Source organism: Antrihabitans stalagmiti (assembly GCF_016482825.1).
GTDB classification, from domain to species: domain Bacteria; phylum Actinomycetota; class Actinomycetes; order Mycobacteriales; family Mycobacteriaceae; genus Antrihabitans; species Antrihabitans stalagmiti.
Window position 1 is genome coordinate 137870 of sequence record NZ_JAEMNV010000007.1, and the last position, 26030, is coordinate 163899.

Annotated in this window: 30 protein-coding genes; 14 read left to right on the plus strand and 16 right to left on the minus strand. The window is 63.3% G+C overall.

Annotated features, from left to right (window positions below):
* Nucleotides 1-7: 7 nt before the first annotated feature.
* Genes JGU71_RS20820 through JGU71_RS20840 form a run of 5 tightly spaced genes read right to left on the minus strand, consistent with a single transcriptional unit; the run spans nt 8 to nt 4571 of the window.
* Nucleotides 8-967 carry an aldo/keto reductase gene (locus tag JGU71_RS20820; RefSeq protein ID WP_307829744.1) on the minus strand — a complete coding sequence of 320 codons (960 nt, stop codon included), beginning with the start codon at nt 965-967 and terminating at the stop codon, nt 8-10.
* Nucleotides 964-1875 carry an ATP-binding cassette domain-containing protein gene (locus JGU71_RS20825; protein ID WP_199706218.1) on the minus strand — a complete coding sequence of 304 codons (912 nt, stop codon included), beginning with the start codon at nt 1873-1875 and terminating at the stop codon, nt 964-966. The genes JGU71_RS20820 and JGU71_RS20825 overlap by 4 nt, the downstream gene beginning before the upstream one ends.
* A complete protein-coding gene (locus tag JGU71_RS20830; RefSeq protein ID WP_199706219.1) occupies nt 1872-2696 on the minus strand; it encodes an ABC transporter ATP-binding protein in 825 nt (274 codons plus the stop codon). The genes JGU71_RS20825 and JGU71_RS20830 overlap by 4 nt, the downstream gene beginning before the upstream one ends.
* A 1-nt stretch (nt 2697) precedes the next feature.
* The gene (locus tag JGU71_RS20835; protein WP_199706220.1) at nt 2698-3639 is read right to left on the minus strand and encodes an ABC transporter permease; all 942 of its coding nucleotides are present in this window, start codon (nt 3637-3639) and stop codon (nt 2698-2700) included.
* Nucleotides 3639-4571, minus strand: coding sequence for an ABC transporter permease (locus tag JGU71_RS20840; RefSeq protein WP_199706504.1), 933 nt, complete (start codon nt 4569-4571; stop codon nt 3639-3641). The genes JGU71_RS20835 and JGU71_RS20840 overlap by 1 nt, the downstream gene beginning before the upstream one ends.
* A 313-nt stretch (nt 4572-4884) precedes the next feature.
* On the opposite strand from JGU71_RS20840, the gene JGU71_RS20845 reads away from it, so the two are divergent.
* The 5 genes from JGU71_RS20845 to JGU71_RS20865 all read left to right on the plus strand — a co-directional run bounded on the left by JGU71_RS20845 (nt 4885) and on the right by JGU71_RS20865 (nt 11343).
* Nucleotides 4885-6459, plus strand: coding sequence for an ABC transporter substrate-binding protein (locus tag JGU71_RS20845; RefSeq protein ID WP_199706221.1), 1575 nt, complete (start codon nt 4885-4887; stop codon nt 6457-6459).
* A complete protein-coding gene (locus JGU71_RS20850) occupies nt 6456-7721 on the plus strand; it encodes a sialidase family protein (protein ID WP_233529848.1) in 1266 nt (421 codons plus the stop codon). The genes JGU71_RS20845 and JGU71_RS20850 overlap by 4 nt, the downstream gene beginning before the upstream one ends.
* On the plus strand, nt 7718-8398 hold the full coding sequence (locus JGU71_RS20855; protein ID WP_307829745.1) for an SDR family NAD(P)-dependent oxidoreductase: 681 nt from the start codon (nt 7718-7720) through the stop codon (nt 8396-8398). Before JGU71_RS20850 ends, JGU71_RS20855 begins: the two co-directional genes overlap by 4 nt.
* 73 nt (nt 8399-8471) lie before the next feature.
* Nucleotides 8472-10565 (plus strand): 4-hydroxythreonine-4-phosphate dehydrogenase PdxA, encoded by a 2094-nt coding sequence (pdxA, locus tag JGU71_RS20860; RefSeq protein WP_199706222.1) that lies wholly within the window; start codon nt 8472-8474, stop codon nt 10563-10565.
* Nucleotides 10566-10575: 10 nt separating this feature from the next.
* Nucleotides 10576-11343 carry a DeoR/GlpR family DNA-binding transcription regulator gene (locus JGU71_RS20865; RefSeq protein WP_199706223.1) on the plus strand — a complete coding sequence of 256 codons (768 nt, stop codon included), beginning with the start codon at nt 10576-10578 and terminating at the stop codon, nt 11341-11343.
* Between the two features lie 29 nt (nt 11344-11372).
* Here the strand turns inward: JGU71_RS20865 and JGU71_RS20870 are convergent, their stop codons facing one another.
* Nucleotides 11373-11978: a TetR/AcrR family transcriptional regulator gene (locus tag JGU71_RS20870; protein ID WP_307829746.1), complete on the minus strand. Its 606-nt coding sequence runs from the start codon at nt 11976-11978 to the stop codon at nt 11373-11375.
* Between the two features lie 76 nt (nt 11979-12054).
* Here JGU71_RS20870 and JGU71_RS20875 point away from each other — a divergent pair, with 76 nt between their 5' ends.
* Entirely contained in the window at nt 12055-13197 is a 1143-nt protein-coding gene (locus JGU71_RS20875; protein WP_199706224.1) for an acyl-CoA dehydrogenase family protein, read from the plus strand.
* A gap of 88 nt (nt 13198-13285) precedes the next feature.
* Here JGU71_RS20875 and JGU71_RS20880 read toward each other — a convergent pair whose 3' ends face one another.
* Both JGU71_RS20880 and JGU71_RS20885 read right to left on the minus strand, forming a co-directional pair.
* The gene (locus JGU71_RS20880; protein ID WP_199706225.1) at nt 13286-13948 is read right to left on the minus strand and encodes an STAS domain-containing protein; all 663 of its coding nucleotides are present in this window, start codon (nt 13946-13948) and stop codon (nt 13286-13288) included.
* A 326-nt stretch (nt 13949-14274) separates the two neighbouring features.
* Nucleotides 14275-14922 carry a TetR/AcrR family transcriptional regulator gene (locus tag JGU71_RS20885; protein ID WP_199706226.1) on the minus strand — a complete coding sequence of 216 codons (648 nt, stop codon included), beginning with the start codon at nt 14920-14922 and terminating at the stop codon, nt 14275-14277.
* 119 nt (nt 14923-15041) lie between these two features.
* Here JGU71_RS20885 and JGU71_RS20890 point away from each other — a divergent pair, with 119 nt between their 5' ends.
* From JGU71_RS20890 to JGU71_RS20900, 3 genes are read left to right on the plus strand one after another with little or no spacing between them, the layout of a single operon-like run.
* Nucleotides 15042-15461 (plus strand): VOC family protein, encoded by a 420-nt coding sequence (locus tag JGU71_RS20890; RefSeq protein WP_199706227.1) that lies wholly within the window; start codon nt 15042-15044, stop codon nt 15459-15461.
* A 2-nt stretch (nt 15462-15463) separates the two neighbouring features.
* Entirely contained in the window at nt 15464-15955 is a 492-nt protein-coding gene (locus tag JGU71_RS20895) for a luciferase domain-containing protein (RefSeq protein ID WP_199706228.1), read from the plus strand.
* Nucleotides 15956-15967: 12 nt separating this feature from the next.
* A complete protein-coding gene (locus JGU71_RS20900) occupies nt 15968-16606 on the plus strand; it encodes a hemerythrin domain-containing protein (protein ID WP_199706229.1) in 639 nt (212 codons plus the stop codon).
* An 11-nt stretch (nt 16607-16617) separates the two neighbouring features.
* Here the strand turns inward: JGU71_RS20900 and JGU71_RS20905 are convergent, their stop codons facing one another.
* The 3 genes from JGU71_RS20905 to JGU71_RS20915 all read right to left on the minus strand — a co-directional run bounded on the left by JGU71_RS20905 (nt 16618) and on the right by JGU71_RS20915 (nt 17951).
* The gene (locus tag JGU71_RS20905) at nt 16618-17004 is read right to left on the minus strand and encodes a DoxX family protein (RefSeq protein WP_199706230.1); all 387 of its coding nucleotides are present in this window, start codon (nt 17002-17004) and stop codon (nt 16618-16620) included.
* Nucleotides 17005-17140: 136 nt separating this feature from the next.
* On the minus strand, nt 17141-17581 hold the full coding sequence (locus JGU71_RS20910) for a hypothetical protein (protein ID WP_199706231.1): 441 nt from the start codon (nt 17579-17581) through the stop codon (nt 17141-17143).
* An 85-nt stretch (nt 17582-17666) separates the two neighbouring features.
* Nucleotides 17667-17951, minus strand: coding sequence for a hypothetical protein (locus JGU71_RS20915; protein WP_199706232.1), 285 nt, complete (start codon nt 17949-17951; stop codon nt 17667-17669).
* 249 nt (nt 17952-18200) lie between these two features.
* Here JGU71_RS20915 and JGU71_RS20920 point away from each other — a divergent pair, with 249 nt between their 5' ends.
* Nucleotides 18201-18731: a CAP domain-containing protein gene (locus JGU71_RS20920; RefSeq protein WP_199706233.1), complete on the plus strand. Its 531-nt coding sequence runs from the start codon at nt 18201-18203 to the stop codon at nt 18729-18731.
* A gap of 6 nt (nt 18732-18737) precedes the next feature.
* Here the strand turns inward: JGU71_RS20920 and JGU71_RS20925 are convergent, their stop codons facing one another.
* The 3 genes from JGU71_RS20925 to JGU71_RS30615 form a co-directional block, all read right to left on the minus strand.
* The gene (locus JGU71_RS20925) at nt 18738-19037 is read right to left on the minus strand and encodes a hypothetical protein (protein WP_199706234.1); all 300 of its coding nucleotides are present in this window, start codon (nt 19035-19037) and stop codon (nt 18738-18740) included.
* A 67-nt stretch (nt 19038-19104) separates the two neighbouring features.
* Nucleotides 19105-19959 carry a prenyltransferase/squalene oxidase repeat-containing protein gene (locus JGU71_RS20930; protein ID WP_199706235.1) on the minus strand — a complete coding sequence of 285 codons (855 nt, stop codon included), beginning with the start codon at nt 19957-19959 and terminating at the stop codon, nt 19105-19107.
* 5 nt (nt 19960-19964) lie between these two features.
* Nucleotides 19965-20648, minus strand: coding sequence for a DUF6597 domain-containing transcriptional factor (locus tag JGU71_RS30615; protein WP_372433209.1), 684 nt, complete (start codon nt 20646-20648; stop codon nt 19965-19967).
* Between the two features lie 107 nt (nt 20649-20755).
* Here JGU71_RS30615 and JGU71_RS20940 point away from each other — a divergent pair, with 107 nt between their 5' ends.
* Together JGU71_RS20940 and JGU71_RS20945 are read left to right on the plus strand one after the other, a co-directional pair.
* Nucleotides 20756-21217 (plus strand): PaaI family thioesterase, encoded by a 462-nt coding sequence (locus JGU71_RS20940; RefSeq protein WP_199706237.1) that lies wholly within the window; start codon nt 20756-20758, stop codon nt 21215-21217.
* 62 nt (nt 21218-21279) lie between these two features.
* Nucleotides 21280-21735: an SRPBCC family protein gene (locus tag JGU71_RS20945; protein ID WP_199706238.1), complete on the plus strand. Its 456-nt coding sequence runs from the start codon at nt 21280-21282 to the stop codon at nt 21733-21735.
* A gap of 16 nt (nt 21736-21751) precedes the next feature.
* On the opposite strand, the gene JGU71_RS20950 is transcribed toward JGU71_RS20945, so the two are convergent.
* On the minus strand, nt 21752-23386 hold the full coding sequence (locus tag JGU71_RS20950) for a VWA domain-containing protein (RefSeq protein ID WP_307829747.1): 1635 nt from the start codon (nt 23384-23386) through the stop codon (nt 21752-21754).
* Nucleotides 23387-23614: 228 nt separating this feature from the next.
* Here JGU71_RS20950 and JGU71_RS20955 point away from each other — a divergent pair, with 228 nt between their 5' ends.
* The gene (locus tag JGU71_RS20955; protein ID WP_199706240.1) at nt 23615-24193 is read left to right on the plus strand and encodes a GNAT family N-acetyltransferase; all 579 of its coding nucleotides are present in this window, start codon (nt 23615-23617) and stop codon (nt 24191-24193) included.
* On the opposite strand, the gene zapE is transcribed toward JGU71_RS20955, so the two are convergent.
* Entirely contained in the window at nt 24190-25206 is a 1017-nt protein-coding gene (zapE, locus tag JGU71_RS20960) for a cell division protein ZapE (protein WP_199706241.1), read from the minus strand. The genes JGU71_RS20955 and zapE overlap by 4 nt on opposite strands.
* Nucleotides 25207-25241: 35 nt before the next feature.
* Here zapE and JGU71_RS20965 point away from each other — a divergent pair, with 35 nt between their 5' ends.
* Nucleotides 25242-26015, plus strand: coding sequence for a pyrimidine reductase family protein (locus JGU71_RS20965; RefSeq protein ID WP_199706242.1), 774 nt, complete (start codon nt 25242-25244; stop codon nt 26013-26015).
* Nucleotides 26016-26030: the final 15 nt, after the last annotated feature.

Below are 26030 nucleotides of genomic sequence, written 5' to 3' on the forward strand. Positions count from 1 at the left end.
GATGTTCCTATCGGTTGTATGCGGGCATCGGGCCACGCAGTGCGGCGCCAACTTCGTCGCAGGCCGCGACCAGATCGTCGGACAGCGGCCCACGTGCCAGAGCAGCGATATTGGCTTGCAGGTGAGACGTTTTCGACCCACCGAGCAGAATTGGGCCCACGACGGGCTTGGAGCGTAACCACCGCAGCGCGAGTTCGGTAAGGGGAAGTCCGGCGTCGGCGGCGACGCGTGACAGTGCGGCAATCGCCTCGAAGATCTGCGTGTTCCAATACCGCTCGCGGTACATCTCGGCGAGGCGTGAATCGCCGAAACGGCCTTCCGTCGGCGCTTCGCCGAACTGGTGTCTGCCGGTGAGCAATCCGCCGCCGATCGGGTTGTAGACCATCGTCGTCAGGCCCGAGACTGCCGCGTACTCGACGTATTCGTCCTCGATCCGGCGCGCCAACAGGTTGTACAACTGCTGAGCGACGATCGGTCGCGGCGCCCCGACACTATCGGCGACCCGCACGACCTCGCCGATCTGCCACGCTGCAAAGTTGGACACCCCGAGTTCGCGAATCTTTCCCTCGGCAACGAACTCCGCAACGGTACCGAGTGTGTCGTCCAGGGACGCGACTCGATCGGGCTGATGCAGGTAGAACAGATCGACGTAATCGGTGCCGAGGCGCGCGAGGCTGGCTTCCAGGCTGAGCCGCAATCCCTTCGGCGACAGCGGGGAATGACCGTCGGTGTCGCCGAGGTACATGCCAGCTTTGGTAGCGATGGTGACCGAATCCCGTTTGCCTGCAAGCAACTTGGCCAATATTCGCTCGGCTTCACCAGCGGCGTAGCCATTTGCGGTGTCGATGTGCGAGATCCCGGCGTCGAGGGCAACATCCAGCAACGCCCCCGCACCGTCGATGTCCACTGTGTCGCCGAACGTCATGGTGCCGAGCACCATCGGCGAGAACATCTTGCGTGTTGTCACGAGGAAGCTCCTACAGATCGGGCAGCTGACGACTGTTCGGCCAGGCTGGGTGTCGACTCGGTTTGTTGTGGTGCGGCGGCTTGCCTGGACAGGACGTGTCTCGGTTTGATTCCGACCATTGCTGTCGGATCGAGCGCCGCAGCGCGTGGCGCTTGCGTGTACGGCTCGCGAGGATGTGCCAGAACCTCTGCAGTAGAACCGGATTCGACGACCCGACCCTTCGACATCACGACGACGGTCTCGCTGATTTCACGCACCACGCCGAGGTTGTGCGAAATGAACACATAGGTCAGCCCGGTGTCCTTCTGGATCTCGCGCAAGAGGTCCAGCACCTGTGCCTGCACGGATACGTCGAGCGCGCTCGTCGCCTCGTCGCACACCAGGATCTCCGGACCGCTTGCAAGTGCGCGGGCAATCCCGATGCGCTGGCGCTGGCCGCCCGAGAACTCCGCCGGCCGACGGTGCAGCGCAGTCGAGGGCAGACCGACGCGGTCCATCAACTCCGCAGACTTCTTCGCGCGGGCGTTCTTGGCGCGAACACCCTGTAGCCGAAGCGGCTCGCCGACGATGTCGACCGCGGTCAAGTGCGGATCGAGGGACCCGTACGGATCCTGGAAGACCATCTGCACGCGGGATCGGAACGGCCGTAGCGCTCTCTCCGACAACTGCGCGATATCGGTGTCCCCGATGACGATTCGACCGGAAGTAGGCGTCAGCAGCCGGACGATCGATTTCGCGATCGTGGACTTGCCGCACCCGGACTCCCCCACGATGGCCACGGTGGCTCCCCTGCTGACCGAAAAGCTGACCGAGTCGACCGCACGGAACGTACCGGTAGCAACCGGATACTCCACGACGAGATCCTCGACCGCCAACAGCGTTTCCGGCTGTGCCGTTGCTTCGCTCATGCCGAAACCCCTACTTCCGTCTTTGCCGCACTCCATGGTCCCAGTACGGGAATCGCATCGAGAAGCTTCTTCGTGTACGCACTCTGTGGCCTGCGCACCAGATCTTCCGCTTCGCCGTTCTCGACGAAGGCACCGTCTTTCATCACGTAGATGCGATCCGATACGAGTCGGGCGACACCGAGATCGTGTGTGATGACGAGCATTCCGATCCCGGTGCGCTCCTGTAGTTCCATCAGCAGATCGAGAATGCTCGCTTGAACGGTGACGTCGAGTGCGCTGGTCGGCTCGTCGGCCACGATGAGTTCCGGGTCCGCGGCGAGCGCACCGGCGATAAGCACCCGCTGCAACATGCCGCCGGAGAACTGATGCGGATACTTGCCGAGTTGGGTTTCCGGATTCGGGATGCGCACCTGTTCGAGCAGTTCCACGGCACGGGCGATTTCTTTCGACTTGCCACGAACACCGCCGTGGCGCACCGCTTCTCGCAGTTGGCTCCCCACTGTGTGGACAGGGCTCAGGGCCGTCATCGGGTCCTGCGGGATGAGCGCAATGTGTTTGCCACGCACATCGGCAAGCGCCTTGGTGTCACCGAGAATATCGCGATCTTTGAAGCGAACGGATCCGGAAAGGACCGCAAGATCCTCCGGGAGCAAGCCGAGTATGCCCATTGCCGTGGTTGATTTTCCGGAGCCGGACTCCCCGATTATCGTGACCGTCTCGCCGGCGTCGATGCAGAACGAGACACCGTCGACGGCCCGAATTACGCCTCTCGCCGTCACGAGCTCGATCTGCAACTCGTCGACTTTCAGCAGATTTCCCACGTCACGCTCCAGTTCTGTTCGGGCGGAATCGCATAAGGAAGCCACGCGCACCCGAGCCCGCCGGCCGGTCGCGCAGACCGTCACCGAGCAGGTTCACACCGACCACCATCAGCACGATCACGAGACCGGGCAGCGTGACCAACCACCAGGAGGTGGTGATGTAGTCCTGGCCGTCGGCGATGATGCGACCCCAGGTTGCGAACGGCCGCTGCGGCCCTGCTCCGAGGTAGCTCAGTGCACTCTCGAGCAGGACAGCTTGGGCGAGCAGCAGGAGGACGACCAGTGACGCAGCTTTGATGACGTTGGGTAGAACGTGGCGAAGCAGGATCGCGAATTTACCGAGTCCGAGCACACGGGCGGCGGCGATGTACGGCTTCTCCCGCTCGACCAGCACCAGAGACCTTGTGAGACGCGCAATTTCAGGCCATTGGGCTATCGCGATGACAAACGTGATGACCGGAATCGACGGACCGAACAAGGCTACGACCAACAGCAACATCATCAGCAGCGGCAGCGAGAGTTGAGCTTCGAGAAGTCGGCTGACAGCGGTGTCGACCCAGCCGCCTAGGTAGCCGGCCAGCGAACCGAGCAGCAGTCCGATCAGACCGGACACGACGATGGCAAGCACACCGATGGTGAGTGACACCTGGCCGCCGTACAGGACGCGTGCCAGCAGGTCACGTCCGAGTTGATCGGTGCCGAACAGATGCCCTGCGGTCAACGGCGGGAGGCGACGCTTTCCAAGATCGGTGGCATCGGGCGACGGCAGCGGCAATACTCGTGCAAAGGCGACAGGAAGTATCACCGCGAGTGCGCAGATGGCGCCGACCCAGATCTTGAGGCGACTGTCGCGAGCGCGACGCGTCGCACCGGCGCGTGCGATGTCCTTGGTAGTGACTGCACTTGGGCGCACGGGCCCTGTGCGTTCGGCGACGGTGGTCATCAGTTCGTACCCTTTCCGAGCCGCACCCGCGGGTCCAGGAGCGGGTAACACAGATCGACGAGAAGCTGGACGAGGATTGCGAGCACAGCGGTCACGAGAACCGTCGCCTGGATGAGTGGGTAGTCGCGTGTTTCGAGCGCCCGCACGACCAGCGATCCGACGCCCGGCCACGCGAACACGACCTCCACCACGACGACGCCGTTGAGCATCGAGGCGAACCTGGTTCCGAGTGCGGTCAACACCGGGATCGCCGAGTTGCGCATCGCGTACCGCCAGGTGAGTTCGCGTTGCGATACGCCTCGAGCACGGGCAACGGTCATGTACGGCGAGGTGAACGAATTGACCATCTCGCGTCGAACCATCCGGGAAATCAGCGCAATCTGTAGGACAGCCACCGTCACAGCGGGCAGTACCAGCGACGACCACTGGGTGAATCCAGCGGACGGGAGGATCGGGAATACCACGGCAAAGACGGTGAGCAGCATCAACCCGGTCCAGAAGTCGGGCATCGACTGTCCAGCGATCGTCACGACGTTGGCTCCGAGTTCGCGACGGGTGTCTGCGTGTCGGGCCATCCAGACGCCGAGGGGAATCGCGAGCAGGGTAGTCAGGACTATGGCCGCCACCGCGAGCGTGATCGTGTACGGCAGCCGACCGAGCACAACATCGAGCGCCGGCGCTCGGAACGAATACGACGTACCGAAATCGAGCTGCACGAGACCCTTGAGGTAGAGCAGGTACTGCGTGAAGACGGATTGATCCAAGCCCATGTCCGTCCGAATGCGCGCAAGGTCCTCCGAGGTGGCCAGTGGACCGGCCATCGCATACGCCGGGTCGCCAGGTGCCATGCGGATCAGCACGAAAACGGTACTGAGCGTGAGGAATACGGTGAAGAGGCTCTGTGCGAGTCGTTTCACGATGTACCGGGGCATCGCCGCCCGTCGTGCGGCCTTCTTGCCGACGGGCGCAGTGCGGGTCGCGTCTGTCGGCGCTGGCTCCGCGAGTTGCTGTGTCATCCGTGCACCATTCGTCCGGTGTTGATCGGGCCGCTGATCGCGGCGTTCGGTGTAACTCAGCTCACAATGCCATTTCTGCGCGTTTCACGCAAGTGCTGTCCCAATATTGCGCATTACATGCAGTTCTGCGTATTCTGTTCACTGTGCCCGTGATCACAGTCGCCAAGTCCTTCGACCGGTGTCCGAGCTGCCCAGCTTTCGACGTCACTACTTCTTCGAGAGGTCGACGATGACCAGATCTCCTCTACAGCATCAGCTTTCGAGACGAGCACTGCTCCGCTCGGGCTTTTTTCTCGGTGCCGGGCTGACCCTCGGCTCCGTCGTGGGATGCGCTACACCGACGGGAACACCCGGCCCGCGGACGGTCAGCCTCGCGCTCAACCGCTCGCTGGTGAGTCTGGACAACAAGCTCAACCAGTTCGACGCCGCACTGACTGTGCAGCGCGCCGTGCGCCAGTCCCTGGTAACGCTCGATCAGAATCTGAAGCCGAAACTTGTTCTCGCGGACCGGTTCGAGCTCGTCAACCCCACGCAGTGGTACGTCCACCTCCGCCCCGGAATCGTCTACTCCGACGGGCGCCCGGTCCAGATACAGGATGTGGCCACCGCATTACAGATGTACAGCGAGGTGAACGGCTCCTTCGTCGGCGCCTTCTTCCCGGAGTGGCCGACGGTGAAGCAGATCGACGAATCGAGTTTTACTCTCGATACGGTTCGGCCGGTCCCTGTGCTCGACTACTTGATGTCCAACATCCTGATCACACCGGCCGCGGACAACCTCCCGGAAGAGCTGCAGTCCGGCGTCGGGTCGGGTCCGTACATCGTGACCGCGAGCAACCGCGGAACCGGCGACTACACCCTCGAGAAGAACACCAACTACTGGGGCGCGCCGCCGAACATCGATTCGGTACAGGTGCGCTTCGTCCCGGACGAGTCGAATCGCGTTGTCTCACTACGCAGTGGTGAGGTCGACGTCATCGACTCCATCTCCCCCGATTCCGCCGATCAACTATCCGGGTTGTCCGGCGTCACCATCGACCGTGTCGACGGCGTCCGGCTCAATCAATTGTTCTTCAACTTCCGCAAACCTGCCGGCCACCCGCTGGCCGACCCTCGAGTTCGTCGGGCACTCACGTATGCCATCGATGGCAAGTCGCTGATCGACGAGGTGATGCAGGGCTCGGCAACAGCGTCCAAGGGGGTCATCCCGATCACTCTCGACGGCGCGATCGAGACCGGTGAATACATCTACGATCCTGCCCGCGCCCGCGCCGAACTCGACGCTCTGGGCGTACGCAATCTCGATCTCAAAATCATTTGGGAGACAGGCGAATTCGTAGCCGATACCGACATCATGGAAGCCGTCGTACAGATGCTTTCCGCTGTCGGCGTTCGTCCGACGCTGCAGCAGTTCGAGCCAGGAGGCGACATCTCCACCTGGCGACAGGGGCGTGGCGGCGATTGGGATGTCCTCGGAAACGGCTTTCCAGGACCTACCGGTCTCGGTGTCACCATCCTGCAGGGCATGTATGCAGGGACCCCCGAGAAGGAGGCCACGCGAGACACCTACCACGGCTACATCTTTCCCGATATCACCGACGTCATCACCCGGGCGTCGGAGGATGCCGATCCCGCGCGACGGGCGACCTTGCTTGCCGAGGCGCAGCGGATGATCTGGGAAACCTGTCCGAGCATGTGGTCGTTCGTTCCCAGAGTCGTGCTCGCCCGCAGGAGCAGGATCGGCGACGTCGGCCTACGACCAACCAATTCTTACGACCTCAGCGCAGCGACGCTGAAGGTATGACCAGCACAGCCGACGAATCCGGAGCACCGATGACCGAACGAACACTGACCACTGTCGGCAACACCGATGGCGTCCTACGTTCCAGCAACGAAAGCGGACGATCCGACGCGCTTCTTCCCGCGCCGCAAGTGCAGAATCACGCCGCGAACCTTGCTCTGCTTCCGGACAATTCGCTTGCCTGCGTATGGTTCTCGGGCACCCAGGAGGGCGTTCCAGACATCAGCGTCTGGCTGTCGACCTTGGCGCCGGACTCCGCTGTCTGGTCGGCACCCGTCCAATTGTCCGACGACTCGACCAGGTCCGAACAGAATCCCGTGCTGCACGTAGTCGACGACCGAACGGTATGGCTGCTGTGGACTTCCCAGCACGCAGGAAATCAGGACACCGCCCGGGTCCTGCGCCGCATCTCCGTCGACGGTGGGCGATCATGGGGCCAACCGCACACGCTGATTCCGGAGACAGCTTCCGGCGGCGTCTTCGTCCGACAACCGCTTGCGGTGCTGCCGTCCGGGCGGCTGTTGCTACCCGTCTTCCATTGCGTTCGCGTACCTGGTCGCAAGTGGGTCGGCGATCGTGACTACAGCGGTGTGATGATCTCCGACGACCGCGGTGAGCATTGGCGTGAGGTTGTCGTCCCGGACAGCCTCGGATGCGTCCACATGAACATCGGTCGGTTGTCGGACGGCACACTGGTCGCCCTGTACCGCAGCCGGTGGGCCGATCACATCTATCGAAGTGTGTCCACCGACGACGGCGACACCTGGTCGGCACCCGTCGCGACCGAGTTGCCGAACAACAACTCGTCGATCCAGTTCGTGGTCTTGCCCGATGACCGACTTGCCTTGGTATTCAACAACTCCAGTGCCGCGGACGCCACGGCACGCCGGACGTCGCTCTACGACGAGATCGACGACGACGGGCTTGCGGACAACGGTTCGATAGACGGTGCAGATATCGAAAGTCCGACGCCGATCGACGACGGCGACAGCCGAGCCGCTTTCTGGGGTGCACCCCGGGCACCGATGACGTTGGCAGTCTCCTCCGACGGCGGGCTGACCTGGCCTGTCCAGCGCGATCTCGAGGTCGGCGACGGATACTGCCTCACCAATAATTCCCGCGACGGCCTGAATCGGGAGTACTCGTACCCCAGCATCATCGGCTCGTCGGACGGTGCACTGCACATCGCCTTCACCCGATTCCGCCAGGCAATCGAGTACGTGCGCGTCGATCGGTCCTGGTTGTCGAACGGCCCGACATCGTGAGCCGGCCACGTGCGGTGATCACCGGCGTCAGCTCCGGAATCGGAGCAGCGACGGCGCGTCGGCTACTCGACGACGGGTGGCTGGTGACGGGGCTGTCGCGGCGAAAACCAGAATTCGAGGACGCGACGTTCTCGTGGATCGAATGCGATCTGAGCGACCTGGCCAACCTACGGCATGCAGTATCCGACCTCGGCCCGATCGATGCGATCGTGCACGCAGCAGGCCTACAGCGATCTGCCCGACTCGGGGACCTGTCGACGACGGACAGTCACGCGATGTGGGAGGTCCATGTCGCAGCCGCCGAGCAACTTGTCGATACCTTGATCGATGACGTCGTCGACGGTGGACGCATCGTGTTGATCGGATCCCGGACGATGACGGGCGTAGCGGGGAAGAGCCAGTACACCGCGACGAAGGCAGCTCAATTTGCCATGGCCCGATCGTGGGCGCTGGAACTTATGGACCGCGCAATCACCGTCAATGTCGTTGCCCCCGGCCCTACTTCGACTCCGATGTTGTCCGATCCGGCTCGAAGCGCAACCCCGCCGACAATGCCACCGCTCGGCCGGTTCATCGAGCCGGAGGAGATCGCCGGAACGGTGGCTTTCCTGCTGAGTCCGAGCGCACGCAGCATCACAGGCCAGGCGTTGGTGCAGTGCGCCGGATCGTCATTGTGAATATTCTGCGCGAACTGCGCATTTCTGCTAGTGTAAACGCACACAACACGCAGCTTTTCGGAGGAGACCGAACATGAGCACCGCAGCGTTCGCCGACATCGAGCAGTCCCTGCTTGTGCTGGCCGACGATCTGTCCGGTGCGGCCGAAGTTGCATCCGCATTCCTGGGCCGCGACCTCGGCGTCGAAGTGCAGTTGACCCTCTCCGCCCCGACCCTCGGCGTGACCGTCGTCGATCTGCACACCCGCCGGCTTCGTTCCGCAGATGCGGAAAACGTTGTATCGGAGGCCCTTTCGAGTGCAGCCGCGATGCGAGTACTCGTCAAGATCGATTCACTACTGCGCGGCAACATCGCCGCTACGATTCGCGCCGCGGCAGCCACCGGCCGACCCGTCGTCATTGCCGCTGGCAATCCTGCACTCGGACGGCATGTCATCGATGGCGTTGTGCATGTAAACGACACACCACTGCACGAGACAGAGCTATGGGCGGCCGAGACCGCGTCGGCTCCGCAGAGCATCGCCGCGGCGGTAGGAGGCCTCGCTGGAGTTCGGATTGTCGACATCACGTCCGACGCCGACCTGGATGCCGTTGTTGCACAGTCGTCCGCGGACACCATTCTTGTCGGAACCGGTGCGCTGACCAAAGCGGTCGCGCGGCTGTATCCGGGCTTCCCTGTTTCGTATCCTGTCGCTGAGTCGGCACGCACGGTGCTCGTCGTCGGCACCGCCGATTCCAACGCCGCACCTCAATTACGCGAGCTCGAGGCCGATTCCATACCCGTGGTGCGACTCGATCCGGCCGAGCTTCTGGCCGGTCGAGCGAGCGTGTCGGCACCCGACGATGTGTTTGCACTTGCGATCGCCGGGACAGTGGACCCAGAGAACTCGCACCGGTTGGTGTGCGCACTCGCAGACGTCGCAGCACGACTCATCGACGACTCCACGAATCTGGTGCTGACAGGCGGCGAGACCGCACGCACCGTGCTCGATCGGCTCGGCGTGGCTCGACTCGAACCAGTGCACGAGATTGCGCCGGGCGCAATCGTGTCCGTGACCCCAGGCGGCCGCACAGTGGTGACGCGCCCGGGCAGTTTCGGTGACCACCGCTCGCTTTCGGCGATCGCGGCATACCTTCGACCCAACAGTAAGGCGCATCCCATGACAGAGAACCTTCCGTACGTAGCACTGACGATGGGCGACGGCGCCGGCATCGGCCCGGAGGTCATCGTGCCTGCGGTGCTCGATCCTCGGGTCGCAGCGTGGTGCCGCCCCATCGTCATCGGCGATGCGTCCCGCTTACGGCGGGCCGCCGGTGTTCTCGGCCTCGAACCCGAGATCGTCACTGTGGAGAAGGTGTCGGACGCAGAGTTCGTCGCGGGACGGATCAATGTCGTCGATCTCGACCTGCTCCCCGAGGATCTCGCCTGGGGTGAATTATCTGCCGTCGCGGGACACGCAGCGTACGAATACATCCGTGTCGCAAGCGAACTGGCCGTCGCAGGTGATGTGCAGGCAATCTGCACCGCCCCCCTGAACAAAGAAGCGCTGCACGCCGCGGGACATATCTTCCCCGGCCACACCGAGTTACTTGCGCACCTGATCGGTACCGAGGAGGTGTCGATGATGTTGTCGACGCCGAAGCTGAAGGTCATCCACGTGACCACACACATCGGACTGCTCGACGCTGTCGCCAAGATCGAGCCAGGACTCGTCGAGCGGACGATCCGCCGCGGCCACGACGCGCTCGTACGATCGGGCAACTCGAGCCCCAAGATCGGCGTGTGTGGAATCAACCCGCACGCCGGCGAAAACGGTCTGTTCGGATACGGCGAAGAGGATCAGAAGATCGTCCCTGCAGTGGAATTGCTCCGCGCCGAAGGTATGGACGTCACCGGCCCGCTGCCTGCCGATACCGCGTTCTTCCTTGCCGGCCGTGGTGACTACGACCTCATCGTTGCGATGTACCACGACCAGGGACACGGACCTGTCAAAGTGCTCGGCATCGAGGCGGGCGTCAACATCACCGTCGGACTGCCGGTGATCCGCACGTCGGTCGACCACGGAACAGCGTTCGACATTGCAGGTAAGGGCATTGCCGAGGCCGGTAGCATGGTCGAGGCCCTGCGGCAGGCGGCCGAATTGGCCACAAGTACGGCCGCAGTCTAGGAGAGGTGCGATGGCGGTCCGACAATCACAGGCACGGCGCGCAGAGATCGTCCGGCTGGCGAAGTCCAGCGGTCTCGCGAGCGTCGAGGATCTGTCGGTCCTGTTCGGCGTCACGCCGTCCACAATCCGCCGCGACCTTGGCCAACTGACGACCGAGGGTTTACTCGCCCGAACCTACGGCGGCGCGATCGCGCTCGACGCTCACCCAGAGTCGTCGATCCGGCAGCGGGCACTCGAAGGCTTCGAAGCCAAGCGGGCGATCGCGAAATGGGCAGCGAGCCAAGTGCTTCCAGGCGAAACCGTCCTGTTGGACGCCGGCACAACCGTCGGCGCAATGGGCGAGTTTCTCCGCGACGCAACGCGGCTGACCGTCATCACCGCCGGACTGACCGCTCTGGAAGAACTTGCCGACGCCAACGACGTGCGAGTCGAATGTCTCGGCGGCACCTTGCGGCATCTGAGCCAGGGTTTCGTCGGGCCACTCGCCGAATCTTCGCTTGCACGAGTATCTTTCGACCGCGCTTTTCTCGGCGCCGACGCCGTCACCGCTGATCGCGGGATATGTGAGGCCGAGCTGGAACAGACTCGGCTCAAGGAACTGATGATCGAGCGCGCCGGCGAGGTCTACGTACTCGCACACGCAGCCAAGCTCGGCCAACGACCGTTCCACGCATGGGCACCACTGCCGCCCGGCGTCACATTGGTCACCGACTCGTCGGCAACGGACGAACAGTTACGTCCCTTCACCGACGCCGGTATCGCAGTCGTGACGGTCTGACTGTCGGTAGCGAAACGAGCGGCCTTGTCTCACACGCTGATTCCTGAAGTGAGGATGGCTGCAAGTTCACGGTAGGACTGGGCGTCGTCCAGCCCTGTCTTCGCGTGCACAGCGCGCTGTTGGATTCTGACCATCATCGTTGCTGCCAGGTCGGCGGCGAACGCTGCATGAACGTCGCGGAACACTCCCCCGGCGACCCCGTCGGTGATCAGCTCGTTGACCCGGTCAGCCGCTATCTCGGTGTTTCGCTCGTAGACCTCGCGTGCGGGCGGAAAGCCGTCGAGGTCCTCCATGAACTGTTCGGATGCATCACCGAGGACGACGCCGACCGCGGCCAGATACGCAGTGATCCGCTCCCGTGGTCCGGTCACGTCAGCGATCTTCTCCTCGACCGCGACAGCCGCATTCCGGAAGAAATGCACCGTGGCAGCCTGGACGAGTTGCTCCTTGCTGCCGGCAAGGGTGTAAAGCGTCGACTTCGAACACCGCAAGCGAGAAGCGATCTCGTCGAGAGTCAGATGCGCAAACCCCTCGGCCAGGAACAACTCGACCAACCTGTCGAACAGTTCCGCACGCCGACGGGTGGTGAACTGCGGGGGACGCGGAGGCACACCGGAATGGTACTGAACGGTCACTTGCAGTACTCCTTCGCTGACAGTACTGTTTAAGATACCTCAGTATCATTCCAAGTAGCTTCGAAGGAGTATTCAGTTGGCCGTCGAACGCTTGTTGCCCACGCCCGAAGCCCACGAACTGATCCAACTCACGCGTGACGTGGCCGACAAGGTACTCACCCCGATCGTCGACGCGCACGAGAAGGCCGAAACCTACCCTGAGGGCGTTTTCGCAACACTTGGCGAGGCTGGCCTGTTGAGCTTGGCCTATCCGGAGGAGTTCGGCGGCGGAGGTCAGCCGTACGAGGTGTACCTGCAGGTCCTGGAGGAACTTGCGGCGCGCTGGGCGGCAGTCGCGGTTGCGGTGAGCGTGCACACCCTTGCCTGCCATCCGATGATGATCTTCGGCACCGACGAACAGAAGCAGCGATGGTTACCGGACATGCTGGGCGGCAACATGATCGGCGCCTACAGCCTCTCCGAACCGCAGGCGGGCTCCGACGCCGCCGCGCTGAACTGCAAAGCGAGCGCGACCGAGAACGGGTACCGCATCACCGGATCCAAGGCGTGGATCACCCACGGTGGCGTCGCCGACTTCTACAACCTTTTCGCTCGCACCGGCGAGGGGTCGCGCGGCATCTCCTGCTTCTTGGTCGCCAAGGACACCGAGGGCCTCAGCTTCGGCAAGCCCGAGGAAAAGATGGGTCTGCACGCCATCCCGACGACCGCGGCCTACTACGACAACGCATTCGTACCGACCGAACGGCTGGTGGGTGCCGAAGGCCAGGGACTCCAAATCGCTTTCAGCGCACTCGATTCCGGGCGTCTTGGAATCGCCGCGGTCGCGGTCGGTCTCGCTCAGGCCGCACTCGACGATGCCGTTGCGTACGCGCAGGAACGATCCGCGTTCGGCCGCAAGATCATCGACCACCAGGGCCTCGGTTTTCTCCTCGCCGACATGGCCGCAGCCGTCGACTCGGCCCGCGCCACCTATCTCGATGCCGCCCGACGCCGCGACGCGGGACTCCCCTACTCGCGCAACGCCTCGGTCGCCAAACTCGTCGCCACCGACGCCGCGATGAAGGTCACCACCGACGCAGTGCAGGTACTCGGCGGCTACGGCTACACGCGCGACTTCCGCGTCGAGCGATACATGCGGGAAGCGAAGATCACCCAGATCTTCGAGGGCACCAACCAGATTCAGCGTCTCGTCATCGCACGATCACTCGCAGACCGGTAGGTAGTCGAGCGAGGAATCGAGTGCATGGCTGTTCAGGTTCCGGAGGCCGAATTTGCCTGAACAACTGTGCTTTCGACGTGGATGAGCCCTAACCCCAGAAGATCGAATCGTCGGTGTCGAGATAGTCGAGCAGATCTTGCACTTGCGCACTCGGCGAAAGGAATTCGCAGGTCTGAAAATTGCGTCCGCGCTCACGCGACTGCAAAACCCACAAGCCATTGAGTCCGTTGTAGCGCAGCCGAGCAAAGGCCATCGGGTACCAGTTCGGGCCGAAGCACTCGTGGATGGTGAGACAACTGTCTGCAACTTCGCAGCTGATACGGAATTCGCTGCGCACGTACTCGGGAACCCGATCTGTGCACCAGCGCCGCACGCGGGCGACGTCGAGATCAGGCGGAGCTACCACGCGGCAGCGTCTGCCCGGCCTGATGGACGGTGCTCGGGACGCACTCACCGGAACGAGACGGTCGAATCCCACTCGCTGCATAAGCCGACTGATATCTGTCGGGACTTCGATGAGATACAGAGATCCGCCTGCCCGGGTTGCGTGCATGTGTAGGACCTGAAATGCCGCCAACCCGATCCCGTCACAGAAGGTCAGTCGCGACAGGTCCAGGACGAGATGTCTGCCTCTTCGAGCCCACTGACCGAGTTCGGCGACCATATGGTCCACCGTGGCAAGGTCGAGTTCCCCTTCGACCGCGATCAGATTCACCGTGTCGGTCGTTGTCGTCGAGATGGACAAGGACATAGTCAGGTCCTTGAAACCGCTGGCGCGCAACGATCGTCACTGACGTCGTACCGAACCCGAACCACTGGAAACGTCATGATCCCTCTGAAGGTGGTGTGCCTGAGGCAACAGATCTTCGGGGCCGCCAGGGTCCGGGGCAGCTGGAACTTTTACATCGTGCGCACATTAGACCACTGCTTGCAGACGAACCGTGGTCGATGCGAGTCGATTGCGCTTGAATACCCACCTTTCGGACGTCCAAACGCCCGATTCTTAGCGGAGCGGATGTGGCACTGGTCCCGCATTGGCGCACCAATGTGGCATTCGCTCCGGCGTTTTCGGCGTCGTCAGCGGGCCCCATCGGGGAAGAATTGCTGCAGGCAGGTCTCGGTGACCCAGGACAGCCAACGTTCTCGGGTCCAGCCGTGCTCGGTGACCATCAGCAAGTACGCGTCCTCGCTGAGCACCGTATAGAGAATTCCGTGCGCCTCTTCGACCGATAGCTCGGCGTTGAAGCCGTCGCGGGAGGCGATTGCTTCGACGATGCGCCGAAAGCCGTCGTAGCGAAGCTTCTTGTTGTACGCGAGCAAGTCCCCGACCTCAGGGTCGGCGGCCGCAGCTCTCATCACGTCGAAAAGTGGTGCGGCTCGGTCGATCACCTCGGCAGATCGTTCGCAGAAGAGGCGAAGTGCCGCCGCACCGTCCGGATCGGTCAGCACGTGGCCGAACCAGTCGGTTTGGTGCAGGTCCTGGACGGACTCGTCGCCTCTCAGGGCCTGGTCGAACGCGGCCTGCAGGATGGCTGTCTTGTTGCCGAACGACAGGTAGAGCGTCTGCACTGCGACGCCGGCTTCCTTGCCGACCATGGCCATGGTCGTTGTCACGAAGCCGTCGCGCAGAAACAGCTCCGTGGCGGCGACGACGATTTTGCTTCGAGTCGCGCTCGCCTGCTCGGCCTTGCTGGTGCGATTCTTCGTCCGCGATCCGGTTGCCACGAGATTTCCTCACCCTCTTGACGGATTGTGTAATGCCATTCTACTGTCTGATTATGTAATGACATTCCACAATGTTGTTCCACTACAGGATTCCATTGTTCCATCGGAAAGGGAAGACCATGAGCGACGCACCACCACTTGCCGGCTACCACCACCTCGGCGTCACCGTCCGCGATATCGACGCCAGCGAGGCGTGGTACGCCGAGACACTCGGCCTGGTCCGAGCGTTCGTCGAGAAGCACGACAACGACACCGGCTATGCGGTTGTCATGACGCGACCTGGCACGTCCTTCTTCCTCGGCCTCGACCATCACCATGACGCCGACCGTAAGATGTTCGACCCTGCCCGTACCGGCTTGGATCACTTCGCGCTTGCCGTGTCGAGTGCCGACGAAGTGCGCGCATGGGCAGCACACCTCGACGCCCTCGGCGTCGAACACGAGCCGGTGTTCGAGGCGAACGAGCCGATGCCGCTGGCACTTGTACAGCTACGCGATCCCGACGGAATCGCCATCGAGCTGATCTGGACCGGGGCCTGACAATGGAGGCCCTGCCGCCCCGGGGCGGCCCGCCGCCGACGACGACATCGCAGATTCCACACAGCCAGATCGACCAGCAGCCCGCCGACGACCGGTACCTCACCGCGGTCCTCGACGAGGCAGGATCCTGGCCCGGAGTCCGCGAGGGCGCATCGGCGATATCCATCGAAGGCGCACGAGCACTCGTTATCGCCGACGATCTCCCTGCGGGTCCGGCAGAAGCCTTCTTCGTCGGCCGCGAGTTCTGCCACGGCCACGCCAAAGGCGACCACAGCCTGCACCTGACACTGCCTTTCGACCTGGTATCGGAGGTCGAAGCGGCCGGCTGGACCGAGCCCCACTTTCTGGTTCACTCCGGCCGACTGCCACGCACCAACGTGATGCTCTACGCGCCGCGCGACGACAGCGAAGTTGCCGTCGCACTGGCCATCGTCCGCGCGTCCTACAACTTTGCCTGCGGCGTCACGGCAACGACGTCTACACCCACCATCTGAGCGGAGAAGATCATGACCGAACACCTGACCATGAACACCATCGTCCACGCCGCCTTCAGGAGGACTATCGCCCGCTTCGTAGGCGCCCTCGACACGTTCCCCGACGGGTCTCGAGAACGGGCCGACCAACTCGAGCGTGCATGGGATTTCGCGGAAGACGAGATCCATCACCACCACGACTACGAGGAGCAGTACTTCTGGCCGGCGCTGCAGCAGACCGATGCCGACCTCAGAGTCGTGGCAGAACTCGACGGCGAACACGAGGCGATGCGAGCCGCACTCGGAGCCGCAAGCCGCGCAATGGCGGCACTGCCGCTGGATCCGACCACCGCGACCGCCACGGTCGCCCGCGACGCGGTCGCACATCTCGGCACGGTGCTCGGTGACCACCTCGCGCACGAGGAACGCGATCTCGAGCCGATCTCTGCGGCATACAAAAACGCGCCACCGATGAAAACGGCTCTCCGCCAGGTCAAGAAGGCGCACTTCAAGACCATGGGCAACACCATCGAATGGCTCAAGGACGGAGCCGATTCGTCGGATATCGCCGGCCTCCGCAAGGAACTACCGCCGCCCGTCATCTTCCTGTTCACCAGAATCGCGGGACGCCGCTACCGACGCGAGATCGCCCCGACCTGGGCTACAAGCTGAGCGACTCGATCTCACTCGGTGAAGGAGTAGGGCCCGAACCGACCCCATGCCACAAACGCGGCGAGAGCGAGATAGACCAAGTCCAACGCCATCAACGTGTATTCGTGTCGTCGAATGCGGGTGATCGTCGCGCCGATCATGATCAGCACCAAACCCGACGCGGCCAGCGGCACCAGCACCGGTGCGATGTCGAGCAGGGCAGGCAGGATCAACCCCACGGCTGCCAGTACTTCGAGTGCGCCAATCGCTTTGACGCCTCCGGCACTGAAGTCTTCGGCCCACTCGGCGCTGGGGCCCAACGCAACCAGCTTCTCTTTCGAGAGCACAACTTTGCCGCCGCCACCAGCTAGGTAAGCGATGGCCAGCAGTCCGGCGACGATCCACAGCGCGATGTTCACGAGGCTCTCCTGAAAGCTGTCGGCGAACTCCCCCGGCGATGGCAGGAGTTGCGATGGGTGCCGCCCAACTGTGGCGGTCGCACCATAAGACGCCGACCAACCGACTGCTGTGACAACGCGCAACTCGCAGGAACTGCTATTTCAGGGTGAAGCTTCCGGAGACGCTTTTGATCGTCGTGCCGAAATCGGCTTTGCCGTCGTAGGCGTACTTCTGCCCGGCGGCATCGGTGAGGGTCACCGTGATCGGGAGATCACCTTCGGCGATGACTGCGACGCAGTCGAATTGGTCTCCGGACTCCGGTGCGGCGGGGCCTGTGCATGCCACCGACAGTGCGTCGACGTTGCTTGCGAGTTTCGTCTCGAGCGCACCGATGGTGAACGGCGCCGGAGATGAGGTGGACGACCGCGGCGTCGACGTGCGAGGCGACGACGTCCGGGTAGGGGCTTCGGTTGTGCGCTCAGCAGTTGCCGACGTCTCGTCTCCCGCTGTCGCTGTGCCCTCGACGTTTTCGCCGCAACCAACCAGAATTGCCGCGCTGGCCACGAACCCCGCTGCCACCGCAACGCAAAACTTCATGTTTCTCCTTTGTCCCGCCGACGGATCAGGAGCGTAGCGCTTCGCACGCCGTCGATCGGGACGTTTCGGAGACCGCTATGCGGTGCTAGCGGCAGACCGCGTTGAACAGATGCCAGTTTCCCTGCTGGAAGAGCAAGTAGCAGTAGGGATTGTTGTCGAGCCGGAAACGGTAGAAATCGTCGTTGTGGTTCCGGTCTCGATCGCCGTGGTGATTGTGGTGCCGATCCCTGTCCACCTGCACAATTCCCGGGGCCGGCGAGGCGTTCGCGGGCACCGCGACAACCGCGAGTGGAACAACTGCGAGTGCGCCGACAACACACGCTTTCGCAACGAGATGTCCTTTACCTTTGCTCGACTTCGTATTGAACATGAAACGCACTCCTGATGTAGGCGTTGGCAAGCCGAATCCTGATGCGGCCCTTGGTCCTTTAGGTCTATCAGCAGGCCGCCCAGGAGTACATAGGGGCAAACCCCCAACTTTGCTGAGTCTTTACGAATCGGCTCGCCACACCCGTCGACGCCGAGAATCTGCTCACCGAACTACCTCGAACGGCACTGACCAGGCAGCGGCGACAGACCTCGACCTGCGCCTGTTGCTTTGGACCGCTAGTCTGCCCCTATGAATCGTAGGAGCAACACGTCAGCCAGCACTCGGATCAGCCGTTCGACGCGGACATCGTGGCTCCGCGGTGCGACCTTGACTGTCTCGGCAATCGGTCTTACGGCAGGCAGCGTAGTGCTGGCGGCCCCGTCTTCGGCGGCTCCGCTCGATCCCAACGCCGCGGTCGGCGCCATGAATGCTGCACGCAACAAGGTCGGCTGCCCTTCACTGGCCTTGAACAGCGCGCTGACCAGCGCGGCAGAGGCGCACAGCGGAGACATGGCGCGGACCAAGCGCGCAACCAGCGCCGGCTCGGGAAAGTCGACGCCGGCTACCCGCATCAAAGATGCAGGCTACGAAGCTAGCTCGGTTGGCGAGCTCGTCCTGATGACGCCGCCCGCAGCAACCTCCGCCGATGTGGTGGGTGCATTCGTGAACTCCGAAAACAAAAGCATCCTGAACTGCAAGTTCACCGACGTCGGGATTGCCGTCGTCTCGGGATCGAACTCGAACTCCTACTGGACAATCGACTTGGCGCGACCGGCCTGATCGGCGTCAGCGGCAGATCTCCTCGAGCCGCGTCCAGTTCTCCTGCTCGAACAGCATCTGACACAACGGAATATCGAGTCGGTAGTAGTAACGGTTGTTCGCGTGACTCGGATCGACCAGTTTCTCTTTACGCTCCTGGCGTTCGCGGTAGGTTTCCCGATCGCGTTCGTGCTGGTCGATCCCCGGCGCCGGCTCGGCATTGGCAGACGAAGCAAGAACAGCGGACGGCGTAGTGACGACTGCACCGGCCACCAGTATTTTCGCGAGCACGCGTCTACTTGCGACTTTCGAACTGCCGTTGCTCATGAACTCAGGGTAGCCAGTCTTCGGCATCGGAGTACATGGGGAAGAACCCTGATTCACACGGCTATCTTCACACTGAGATCCGACCGTTGAGCGACAACGCACTCAACGCTCGCAGGGTCACGATTCCTCGCCACTCCGCCGATTGCCCCGGCGACCAGCCGAGCCAATCGAACGTCCAGCCGCCGTCCTCGTGCTGACCTCGTGCCATACGATCGAGGTCGACCTCCAGCTGATCGTCGGTGAACAGGGCGCGGCTTCGCGAACCGGGATGTGGCGACAGCGTCAACGCCGTCAACCGCTCGTCGGCAGTGCCACCGGGCACGGGCACCGACCCCTGTTCGTCGAGTAAGGGTCGGAACCCGTCGATGACGGCAGCCGCGCGGGCAGTGTCAACAACCGCGTCGAGGAACACAAGCGCGTACTTCACCCAGTAGGCGTTCAACTCGTCCGGCCGCTCCAGCTTGTCCCAACACCATTCGGTCGCCCGAGCGATCCACGGATGTTCGAGATCGGCAGCGGCGAGGACGCCGACAATTCCGAACGTCAAATGCGAGCCGCCAGGTGTAGGAACCATCCACGGCCCGTGTGGATAGGCAGCAGCGCCGGGCAGAACGAACGGCACTCCCCCATCGACATCGTTGGCGGCAAGCCAGTCCACCGTCGGTGCGACCATATCGTCGCCGAGTGCTCCTACCTCTGCCAGCACTTCGAGCGCGTGCAGCGCACACGTCGTCTCGCTGTCCGGGGTCCGGACGTCGGGCTCGAGGGCGTGTCCGAAGCCGCCGTCGGAGTTGCGATACGCGCGCAACGCGGTCAGGACCGGGTCGGCCGGTCGACCACGCAGTGCCGCGAGCCTGTGTCTGTCGAGTACGCGCGCGTTCGCATGAACAAACCGTTCGGCGGCAACAACATCGATCGTCATTCCCGTCACGCTACGCAGCGGGTCAGACAAGGTCTTTCAGAAATCGGACAGGACTCCGACCGGTGAGCCTGCGTACTTCTTCGGTCATGTGCGCTTGGCTCGCGTAGCCAGCGGCGTGCGCTCTGTCTGCCAACGGACCGGAGAGCGCGCCCAACCGGTGGCAGCAGCTCGCTCCGCTCGCGTCTCTCAGGGGCCTTCATCGTGCTCGCTTCCCTCCTCCTCCAGTCGCTGCGCTCCCTCCGATCGTCAGTCCAGCGAACACGGACCCCTTCGAGAGGCAACGAATTGTTCGGTGTCGTTCGTGCCGTGACGGCACCGGCGAGGAGCGTGAGCCGTTCCGCCCGCGACGCGTCTGCCAATCCAGCGGCAAGACGATCTGCCGCGGAGCCCCACAGCGCATGTGCGTCGACTTGCCGATCGCGCAATTCGTCGGCGGGGACACCGAAGACAGCGCCACCGGCGCCGGGCGTAATCCTGATTCCCGACGTGCAGACATCGGCCGGGAGTTCAGCGAGACGTGGTGCAGTGTCCGCACCCGCGACCACCAACTCACGATCGGCAAGCCAGGTCAGATCCAGGCAGCCGTCCGGCACAACACGCTGTCTGTGGGCCTCGGCAGGTAGCTGCTCCCAGACACAGCTCACCACGCCGACCAGGTCGGCGGGCGGCCTGTACTCCCGATACACCATCGATTCCCAGCCTAACGCGCGTCGACCGCACCACCGTTTCGCTGGGATGTAGCACCCACATGCGGTACACCAGTGGGAACCCCGAGAACCCGAACAACGGAGCAAGCATGACGCACGACGCCGCCGTCAGCATCCAGCAGCGGCTTTACCCCAAGACAACCTGTTTCGGCTGCGGTCCAGCGAACCCGAAAGGTCTGCAACTCAACAGTTTTCCCGGCGACGGCGTCGTCACGGGCACCTTCCGACCCTGGCCCGAACACGACAACGGCATCGGCTACCTCAACGGCGGCATCATCTGCACGATCCTCGATTGCCACAGCGCCGCAGCGGTTATGGCAGAAGCGGACCGCCAGGGCTGGCATCCGCTCGGCGACGCCGCACTGTCGTACCTGACTGCCGGCCTCGACGTGAAGTACCTGAGGCCATGCTCGCTGACCGAGGAGGTCGAACTGCGCGCAACCATCACCGAGGCCACCGAGCCGACGATTCTCGCCGACGTCGAATTGGTCTGGGACGGCAAAGTCCGTGCCGCCGCGACAGCGACGTGGAAACGATGGCGACCGAGGTGACGCCACGAATCCACGCCCAACCCGGCTGCATCTGCGCGACGGCTCGGTCGTAGCGTCGACCCATGAGCAATTCCGTGACAGTGCACATGGCCGTTCCACCCGAGACCGTGTGGGACCTCGTCGCCGATATCACCAGGACCGGCGAGTTCTCCCCCGAAACATTCGAGGCCGAATGGCTCGGCGGCGCTACCGGACCCGCGATCGGGGTCAAGTTTCGCGGTCACGTCAAGCGAAACGGCGTCGGACCCGTCTACTGGACGACGTGCCGCATCATCGCGTGCGAGCCGGGTCGAGAGTTCGCGTTCACCGTCCTCGGCCCGAACGGCATGCCGGTGAATACGTGGCGCTACCAGTTCGAGCCGAGCGGTGACGGCACCGACGTGACCGAATCTTTCGAGATCGGCTCGGCTCTGCCACTGCGGATCTACTGGACCCTGTTCGGCTGGACTCGCGGAAAAACCAACCGTGAGGGCATGCGGACGACATTGACCCGGATCAAGAACGTCGTGGAGAACTGAACCACCGCAGGACCGGTCAGTGTGGCGGCAGCAAGCCCTGCTGTCGCGCTTGCGCAACCCAACCCGGGTACTCGTCCATCATCAGGTCGTACAACTGACCGTCGGGCAACGCGCCGGGATCGGCAACCGAGAAGAAGTTCGCGTTGTCGAGATACCTGCCAGGTAGGTTGTCGAGTTCTTCCAGGAACTTGAAATCGCCCGTCGCCATCGCGGCAAGCCGTGCCGCGAAACCGCCTCCGGTACCGCCACCGCCGCCGCCGAAGAGACCTCGACGCTTCTTCGGCGGATCCGCCGGAGGCTGACCCTGCGGCGGTTGGCCCGGATAGCCCTGCTGCGCAGGCGGATACCCCGGCTGACCCGGATAGCCCACCGGCGCGCCCTGTTGGGCAGGCTGTCCGCCGAACTCGGGAACGGCATGCTTCGTCTGGTCGTAGTTCGGATCCGGCGTCACATTGCGGCTGGACTGGCCGAGTCCCATGAACTGCCAGAAGAGCGGCTCGTAGGACGACCAGGTGACCTGATTGCGCGTCCCGTCCTGATCGGTGGTCTGCCCGTCGGTCACGAACATGACGTAGACGGGCAGCTGATCGAACCGTGGACTGTTGCGCGGTCCACCCTTGCTTTCGGGGAAGTAGAACTGCCGCACCGCCTCCATTGCTCGGTTGTAGTTCGTGCCGCCCTCGAGTCGACGCCTGCCGACCAGGTTCTGAACCCAACCGCCATAGTTGCGCAGATCGAGCGGACCCTCCTCGTATCCCCCTGTGCCGAAGGTGAATACGTCGCACGCGCCGTCGTCGTCGAACTGCACGGCAAGACCGAGTACCCGCTCGCACAATTCCTGGACTTTGCCCGACCTGTACAGGTTGGTCATCGAGGCCGAGATGTCCAGGCACAGCGCAACGCGAGCCCTGTGGTCGGACAGCCCCTTCTTCTCGAGCGAGATGCCTGCCTTCTTCACCAGCTTGACCATCGTGGGCGGCTGGCCTCGTAGCTGCTTCTCCAGCCGAACGCCCTTGTTCATGTTGATCGACGAGTTACCTGCGGACGCGGGGGCAGTAGGTGCGGGAGCAGTGGGTGCGGGAGCAGCGGGCGGCGGCGTATGCACTGGCTGCGGCGTTTGAACGGCCGGGGCGGGATCGTCGTCGACCGAAATCCCGTAATCCTGTGCAAGCCCTGCCAATCCGGACGCCCAGCCCTGCCCGACCGCACGGAACTTCCACGCGTTGTTGCGTTTGTAGAGCTCGCCGAGAACGAAGGCGGTCTCGGTGCCTGCGGGAGGGACGTCGAATCTCGCAACGACGGCACCGCTTGCCTCGTCGATGACCTGCACCGACAGCCCGATGACCTGGCTGAAGGGCGCACCGTCGGCCGACGCTGTCACCGCGATCGTCTCGATGGTTGGTGGCAACGCGGCGAGGTCGGCCGCGACCGCATCCCTGGTACCGGATTTGCCGAGATGCCGAACGCTGCCCTCCGCAGACGTCGGCTGGTTGTAGAAGACCATGTCCGCGTCCGAGCGGACTTTCCCGGCCGAGGTCAGCAGGAGCGCAGCAGCATCCAGATTCGGACCGCCCGACCAACCGACCTCGACGCGGACCCGCCCTGCTGCGGCTGGAAGCGGTACGTTGCCACCCTTTGTAATCGTCGTCACCCGGTCAACTCTAGGACGGCCGCGCCACCGAGCAGAAGGACATCGATCAGCCGCACGGCTCGCCAACATCGGGCAATCCCCACGTGCGCGCCCGCCGCACCTGCGCCTGACCTGGACAGCAGGCGGCGAATAGACCGCAATCGTGTGCGGGAAACCCGTGCGGTTCGGCACTCGACGGCGAACGTGGAGATATCGCAGTTCTCGACTGTTGCGTGTTCTACTAGTCACATGACCATGGTTGCCGTCGACGTCAGCCGGGCGGGTCTCTGGGACGCGGAAGCGCTCAGTGATGTTGCGGCAGCAACGTTCCCGCTTGCATGTCCGCCGAACGCTAGTCCCGAAGACATCGAAGTATTCATCGACGAGGTGTTGAGCTACGAGCGATTCGGCGAATACCTGTCCGATCCGCTGCGCACCGTCCTCAAAGCGACGAAGGGCGGCAAGATCGTCGGCTACGCCATGCTTCTCGACGGCCCGCCCGAAGATGCGGAAGTCGCGAAGGTGGTCACCCTGCGACCGATCCTCGAAATCAGCAAGATGTACGTCCTCCCCGGCCAGCACGGGACAGGAGTCTCGACAGCGCTGATGGATGCCGCCGTCGAATTCGCCCGGGCCAACAGCTACACGGGCGTGTGGCTCGGCGTGAACCAACACAATCAACGCGCGCAACGCTTCTACACAAAAAACGGGTTCGAGACGGTCGGCACCAAAACGTTCCGCGTCGGAACGCAGCTACACCACGACTTCGTCATGCAGCGTTCGATCCAACTGACCGAACCAGCCGCCCGACCCAGCCGATCGGGCTAACCGGTCGCTACCGAAAAGCGCGACAGGGCAAGCAATCGTGACGTCGCGCGCAGATACTTCTTGCGGTAGCCGCCGTCGAGCATCTCCTGCGTGAAAATCTGGTCGAGCTTCGCGCCGGACACCGTCACCGGGATGCTCGCGTCGTACAGACGGTCCGCGAGGACGACGAAACGCAGCGCGACCGCCTGATCGTCGACCGGGTGCACATTGTCGATGAACACCGACGACACCCCCTTCACAAGCTTTCCGTAGCGCGACGGGTGCAGTTTGCTGAGGTGGCGGCACAACGCGTCGAAGTCGTCGAGCGTCGCTCCCGGTAATGCATTCGCCCGTTCGATCAGTACCTCGCCGGTCACCGGCTCCGGTGCGGGGGGCAGATCGCGGTGCCGATAGTCGGGTCCGTCGACCCGCACCGATTCGAAGATCGAGCCGAGCTTCTTGATCTCACGCAGAAAATCCTGTGCCGCGAATCGACCCTCGCCGAGCTGTCCGGGAAGTGTGTTCGAGGTAGCGACGATCGAGACGCCACGGGTTGAGAGTTCGGTCAGCAACCGCGACACGAGCATCGTGTCGCCTGGATCGTCGAGTTCGAACTCGTCGATGCACAGCAGACTGTTGGACGACAGTTCCTCGACCGCTCGGTTGAATCCGAGCGCCCCGACGACGTGGGTCAATTCGACGAACGTGCCGAACGATTTCGGTTCCGGCGCAGCGTGATAGATCGATGCGAGCAAGTGGGTCTTGCCGACGCCGAAACCACCGTCGAGGTAGAGACCGGCACCGGTCGGCTGGGGCTTCTTGCCGAACAGTCCCCGCTTGCCGCCCGACCGGATCCCCGGGATCGTCTTCGCGAACTCTGCGGCCTTCTCGACCGCTGCCTTCTGCGTCGGCTCGTTCGGATTGGGGATGTAGGACGCGAAACTGACATCGTCGAACATGGGCGGCGGGACCATTTGTGCGACCAGTTGGTCAGCCGGAACCACCGGACTGCGATCGACGAGACGTTCGGGCATGCGCGCAACCCTAACGACGTGCTCTTATCTGTTGTGTGCAGCATATCCACAATGCGACCCAGGTCACAGGTTCCAACACCACGACGACACTCGGTCTCGACGAACTTCGCGACCTCTACGCCTACCCCGAAGAACTCGCGGCACCGTGGTTGCGGGTCAACTTCATTTCGACGATCGACGGCGCAGCCCATCTCGACGGGTCGTCGACCGGCCTCGGAACACCTTCCGACAAGCAGGTATTCGGAGTTCTGCGCGAACTGGCGGACGTCATCCTCGTCGGTGCCGGGACTGCGCGAGCCGAAGACTACGGCGGGGCACGGACCAACGAGGCCCGCCGCGAGTGGCGCCTGGATCGCGGCCTTGCAGCAGTTCCGCCGGTCGCGATCGTCTCCGCCGGCGCTCACATCGACCCGACGTCACGGCTACTGACCGACACCAGCGTCGCCCCGATCATCCTGACCTGTAGCGACGCGCCTGCCGAACGCAAAGCGCAGTTGACCGCAGCGGGAGCCGAGGTGTTGGAAATCGGCACCGATCAGGTGAGCACCGAGGCGATACTGACGACCCTCGAAGGTCTCGGACTCGATCGAATTCTCTGCGAAGGCGGGCCGTCGCTGTTCGGGCAACTTGTGGCGGACGACGCCGTAGACGAACTGTGCATCACCACATCGCCCCTGCTCGTCAGCGGTACGACGGGTCGAATTGCGGTCTCCCCGCAGACCGTTCGAACACCTATGGCGAGAGCGCATCTGCTGACCGACGACGACGGAACCGTCCTCACGCGATGGGTGCGCGCTCGGCCCCGCTGAAAAACCTGGCAGGCT

Excerpts from the sequence above, each read along its gene's own strand:
- JGU71_RS20920 (WP_199706233.1), top strand. The coding sequence starts at position 18,201 with ATGAATCGTAGGAGCAACACGTCAGCCAGCACTCGGATCAGCCGTTCG.
- pdxA (WP_199706222.1), top strand. The coding sequence starts at position 8,472 with ATGAGCACCGCAGCGTTCGCCGACATCGAGCAGTCCCTGCTTGTGCTG.
- JGU71_RS20945 (WP_199706238.1), top strand. The coding sequence starts at position 21,280 with ATGAGCAATTCCGTGACAGTGCACATGGCCGTTCCACCCGAGACCGTG.
- JGU71_RS20825 (WP_199706218.1), bottom strand. The coding sequence starts at position 1,875 with ATGAGCGAAGCAACGGCACAGCCGGAAACGCTGTTGGCGGTCGAGGAT.
- JGU71_RS20835 (WP_199706220.1), bottom strand. The coding sequence starts at position 3,639 with ATGACCACCGTCGCCGAACGCACAGGGCCCGTGCGCCCAAGTGCAGTC.
- JGU71_RS20910 (WP_199706231.1), bottom strand. The coding sequence starts at position 17,581 with ATGAAGTTTTGCGTTGCGGTGGCAGCGGGGTTCGTGGCCAGCGCGGCA.
- JGU71_RS20895 (WP_199706228.1), top strand. The coding sequence starts at position 15,464 with ATGGAGGCCCTGCCGCCCCGGGGCGGCCCGCCGCCGACGACGACATCG.
- JGU71_RS20900 (WP_199706229.1), top strand. The coding sequence starts at position 15,968 with ATGACCGAACACCTGACCATGAACACCATCGTCCACGCCGCCTTCAGG.
- zapE (WP_199706241.1), bottom strand. The coding sequence starts at position 25,206 with ATGCCCGAACGTCTCGTCGATCGCAGTCCGGTGGTTCCGGCTGACCAA.
- JGU71_RS20890 (WP_199706227.1), top strand. The coding sequence starts at position 15,042 with ATGAGCGACGCACCACCACTTGCCGGCTACCACCACCTCGGCGTCACC.
- JGU71_RS20845 (WP_199706221.1), top strand. The coding sequence starts at position 4,885 with ATGACCAGATCTCCTCTACAGCATCAGCTTTCGAGACGAGCACTGCTC.
- JGU71_RS20840 (WP_199706504.1), bottom strand. The coding sequence starts at position 4,571 with ATGCCCCGGTACATCGTGAAACGACTCGCACAGAGCCTCTTCACCGTA.
- JGU71_RS20880 (WP_199706225.1), bottom strand. The coding sequence starts at position 13,948 with ATGTCCTTGTCCATCTCGACGACAACGACCGACACGGTGAATCTGATC.
- JGU71_RS20850 (WP_233529848.1), top strand. The coding sequence starts at position 6,456 with ATGACCAGCACAGCCGACGAATCCGGAGCACCGATGACCGAACGAACA.
- JGU71_RS20865 (WP_199706223.1), top strand. The coding sequence starts at position 10,576 with ATGGCGGTCCGACAATCACAGGCACGGCGCGCAGAGATCGTCCGGCTG.
- JGU71_RS20930 (WP_199706235.1), bottom strand. The coding sequence starts at position 19,959 with ATGACGATCGATGTTGTTGCCGCCGAACGGTTTGTTCATGCGAACGCG.
- JGU71_RS20925 (WP_199706234.1), bottom strand. The coding sequence starts at position 19,037 with ATGAGCAACGGCAGTTCGAAAGTCGCAAGTAGACGCGTGCTCGCGAAA.
- JGU71_RS20940 (WP_199706237.1), top strand. The coding sequence starts at position 20,756 with ATGACGCACGACGCCGCCGTCAGCATCCAGCAGCGGCTTTACCCCAAG.
- JGU71_RS30615 (WP_372433209.1), bottom strand. The coding sequence starts at position 20,648 with ATGGTGTATCGGGAGTACAGGCCGCCCGCCGACCTGGTCGGCGTGGTG.
- JGU71_RS20915 (WP_199706232.1), bottom strand. The coding sequence starts at position 17,951 with ATGTTCAATACGAAGTCGAGCAAAGGTAAAGGACATCTCGTTGCGAAA.
- JGU71_RS20955 (WP_199706240.1), top strand. The coding sequence starts at position 23,615 with ATGACCATGGTTGCCGTCGACGTCAGCCGGGCGGGTCTCTGGGACGCG.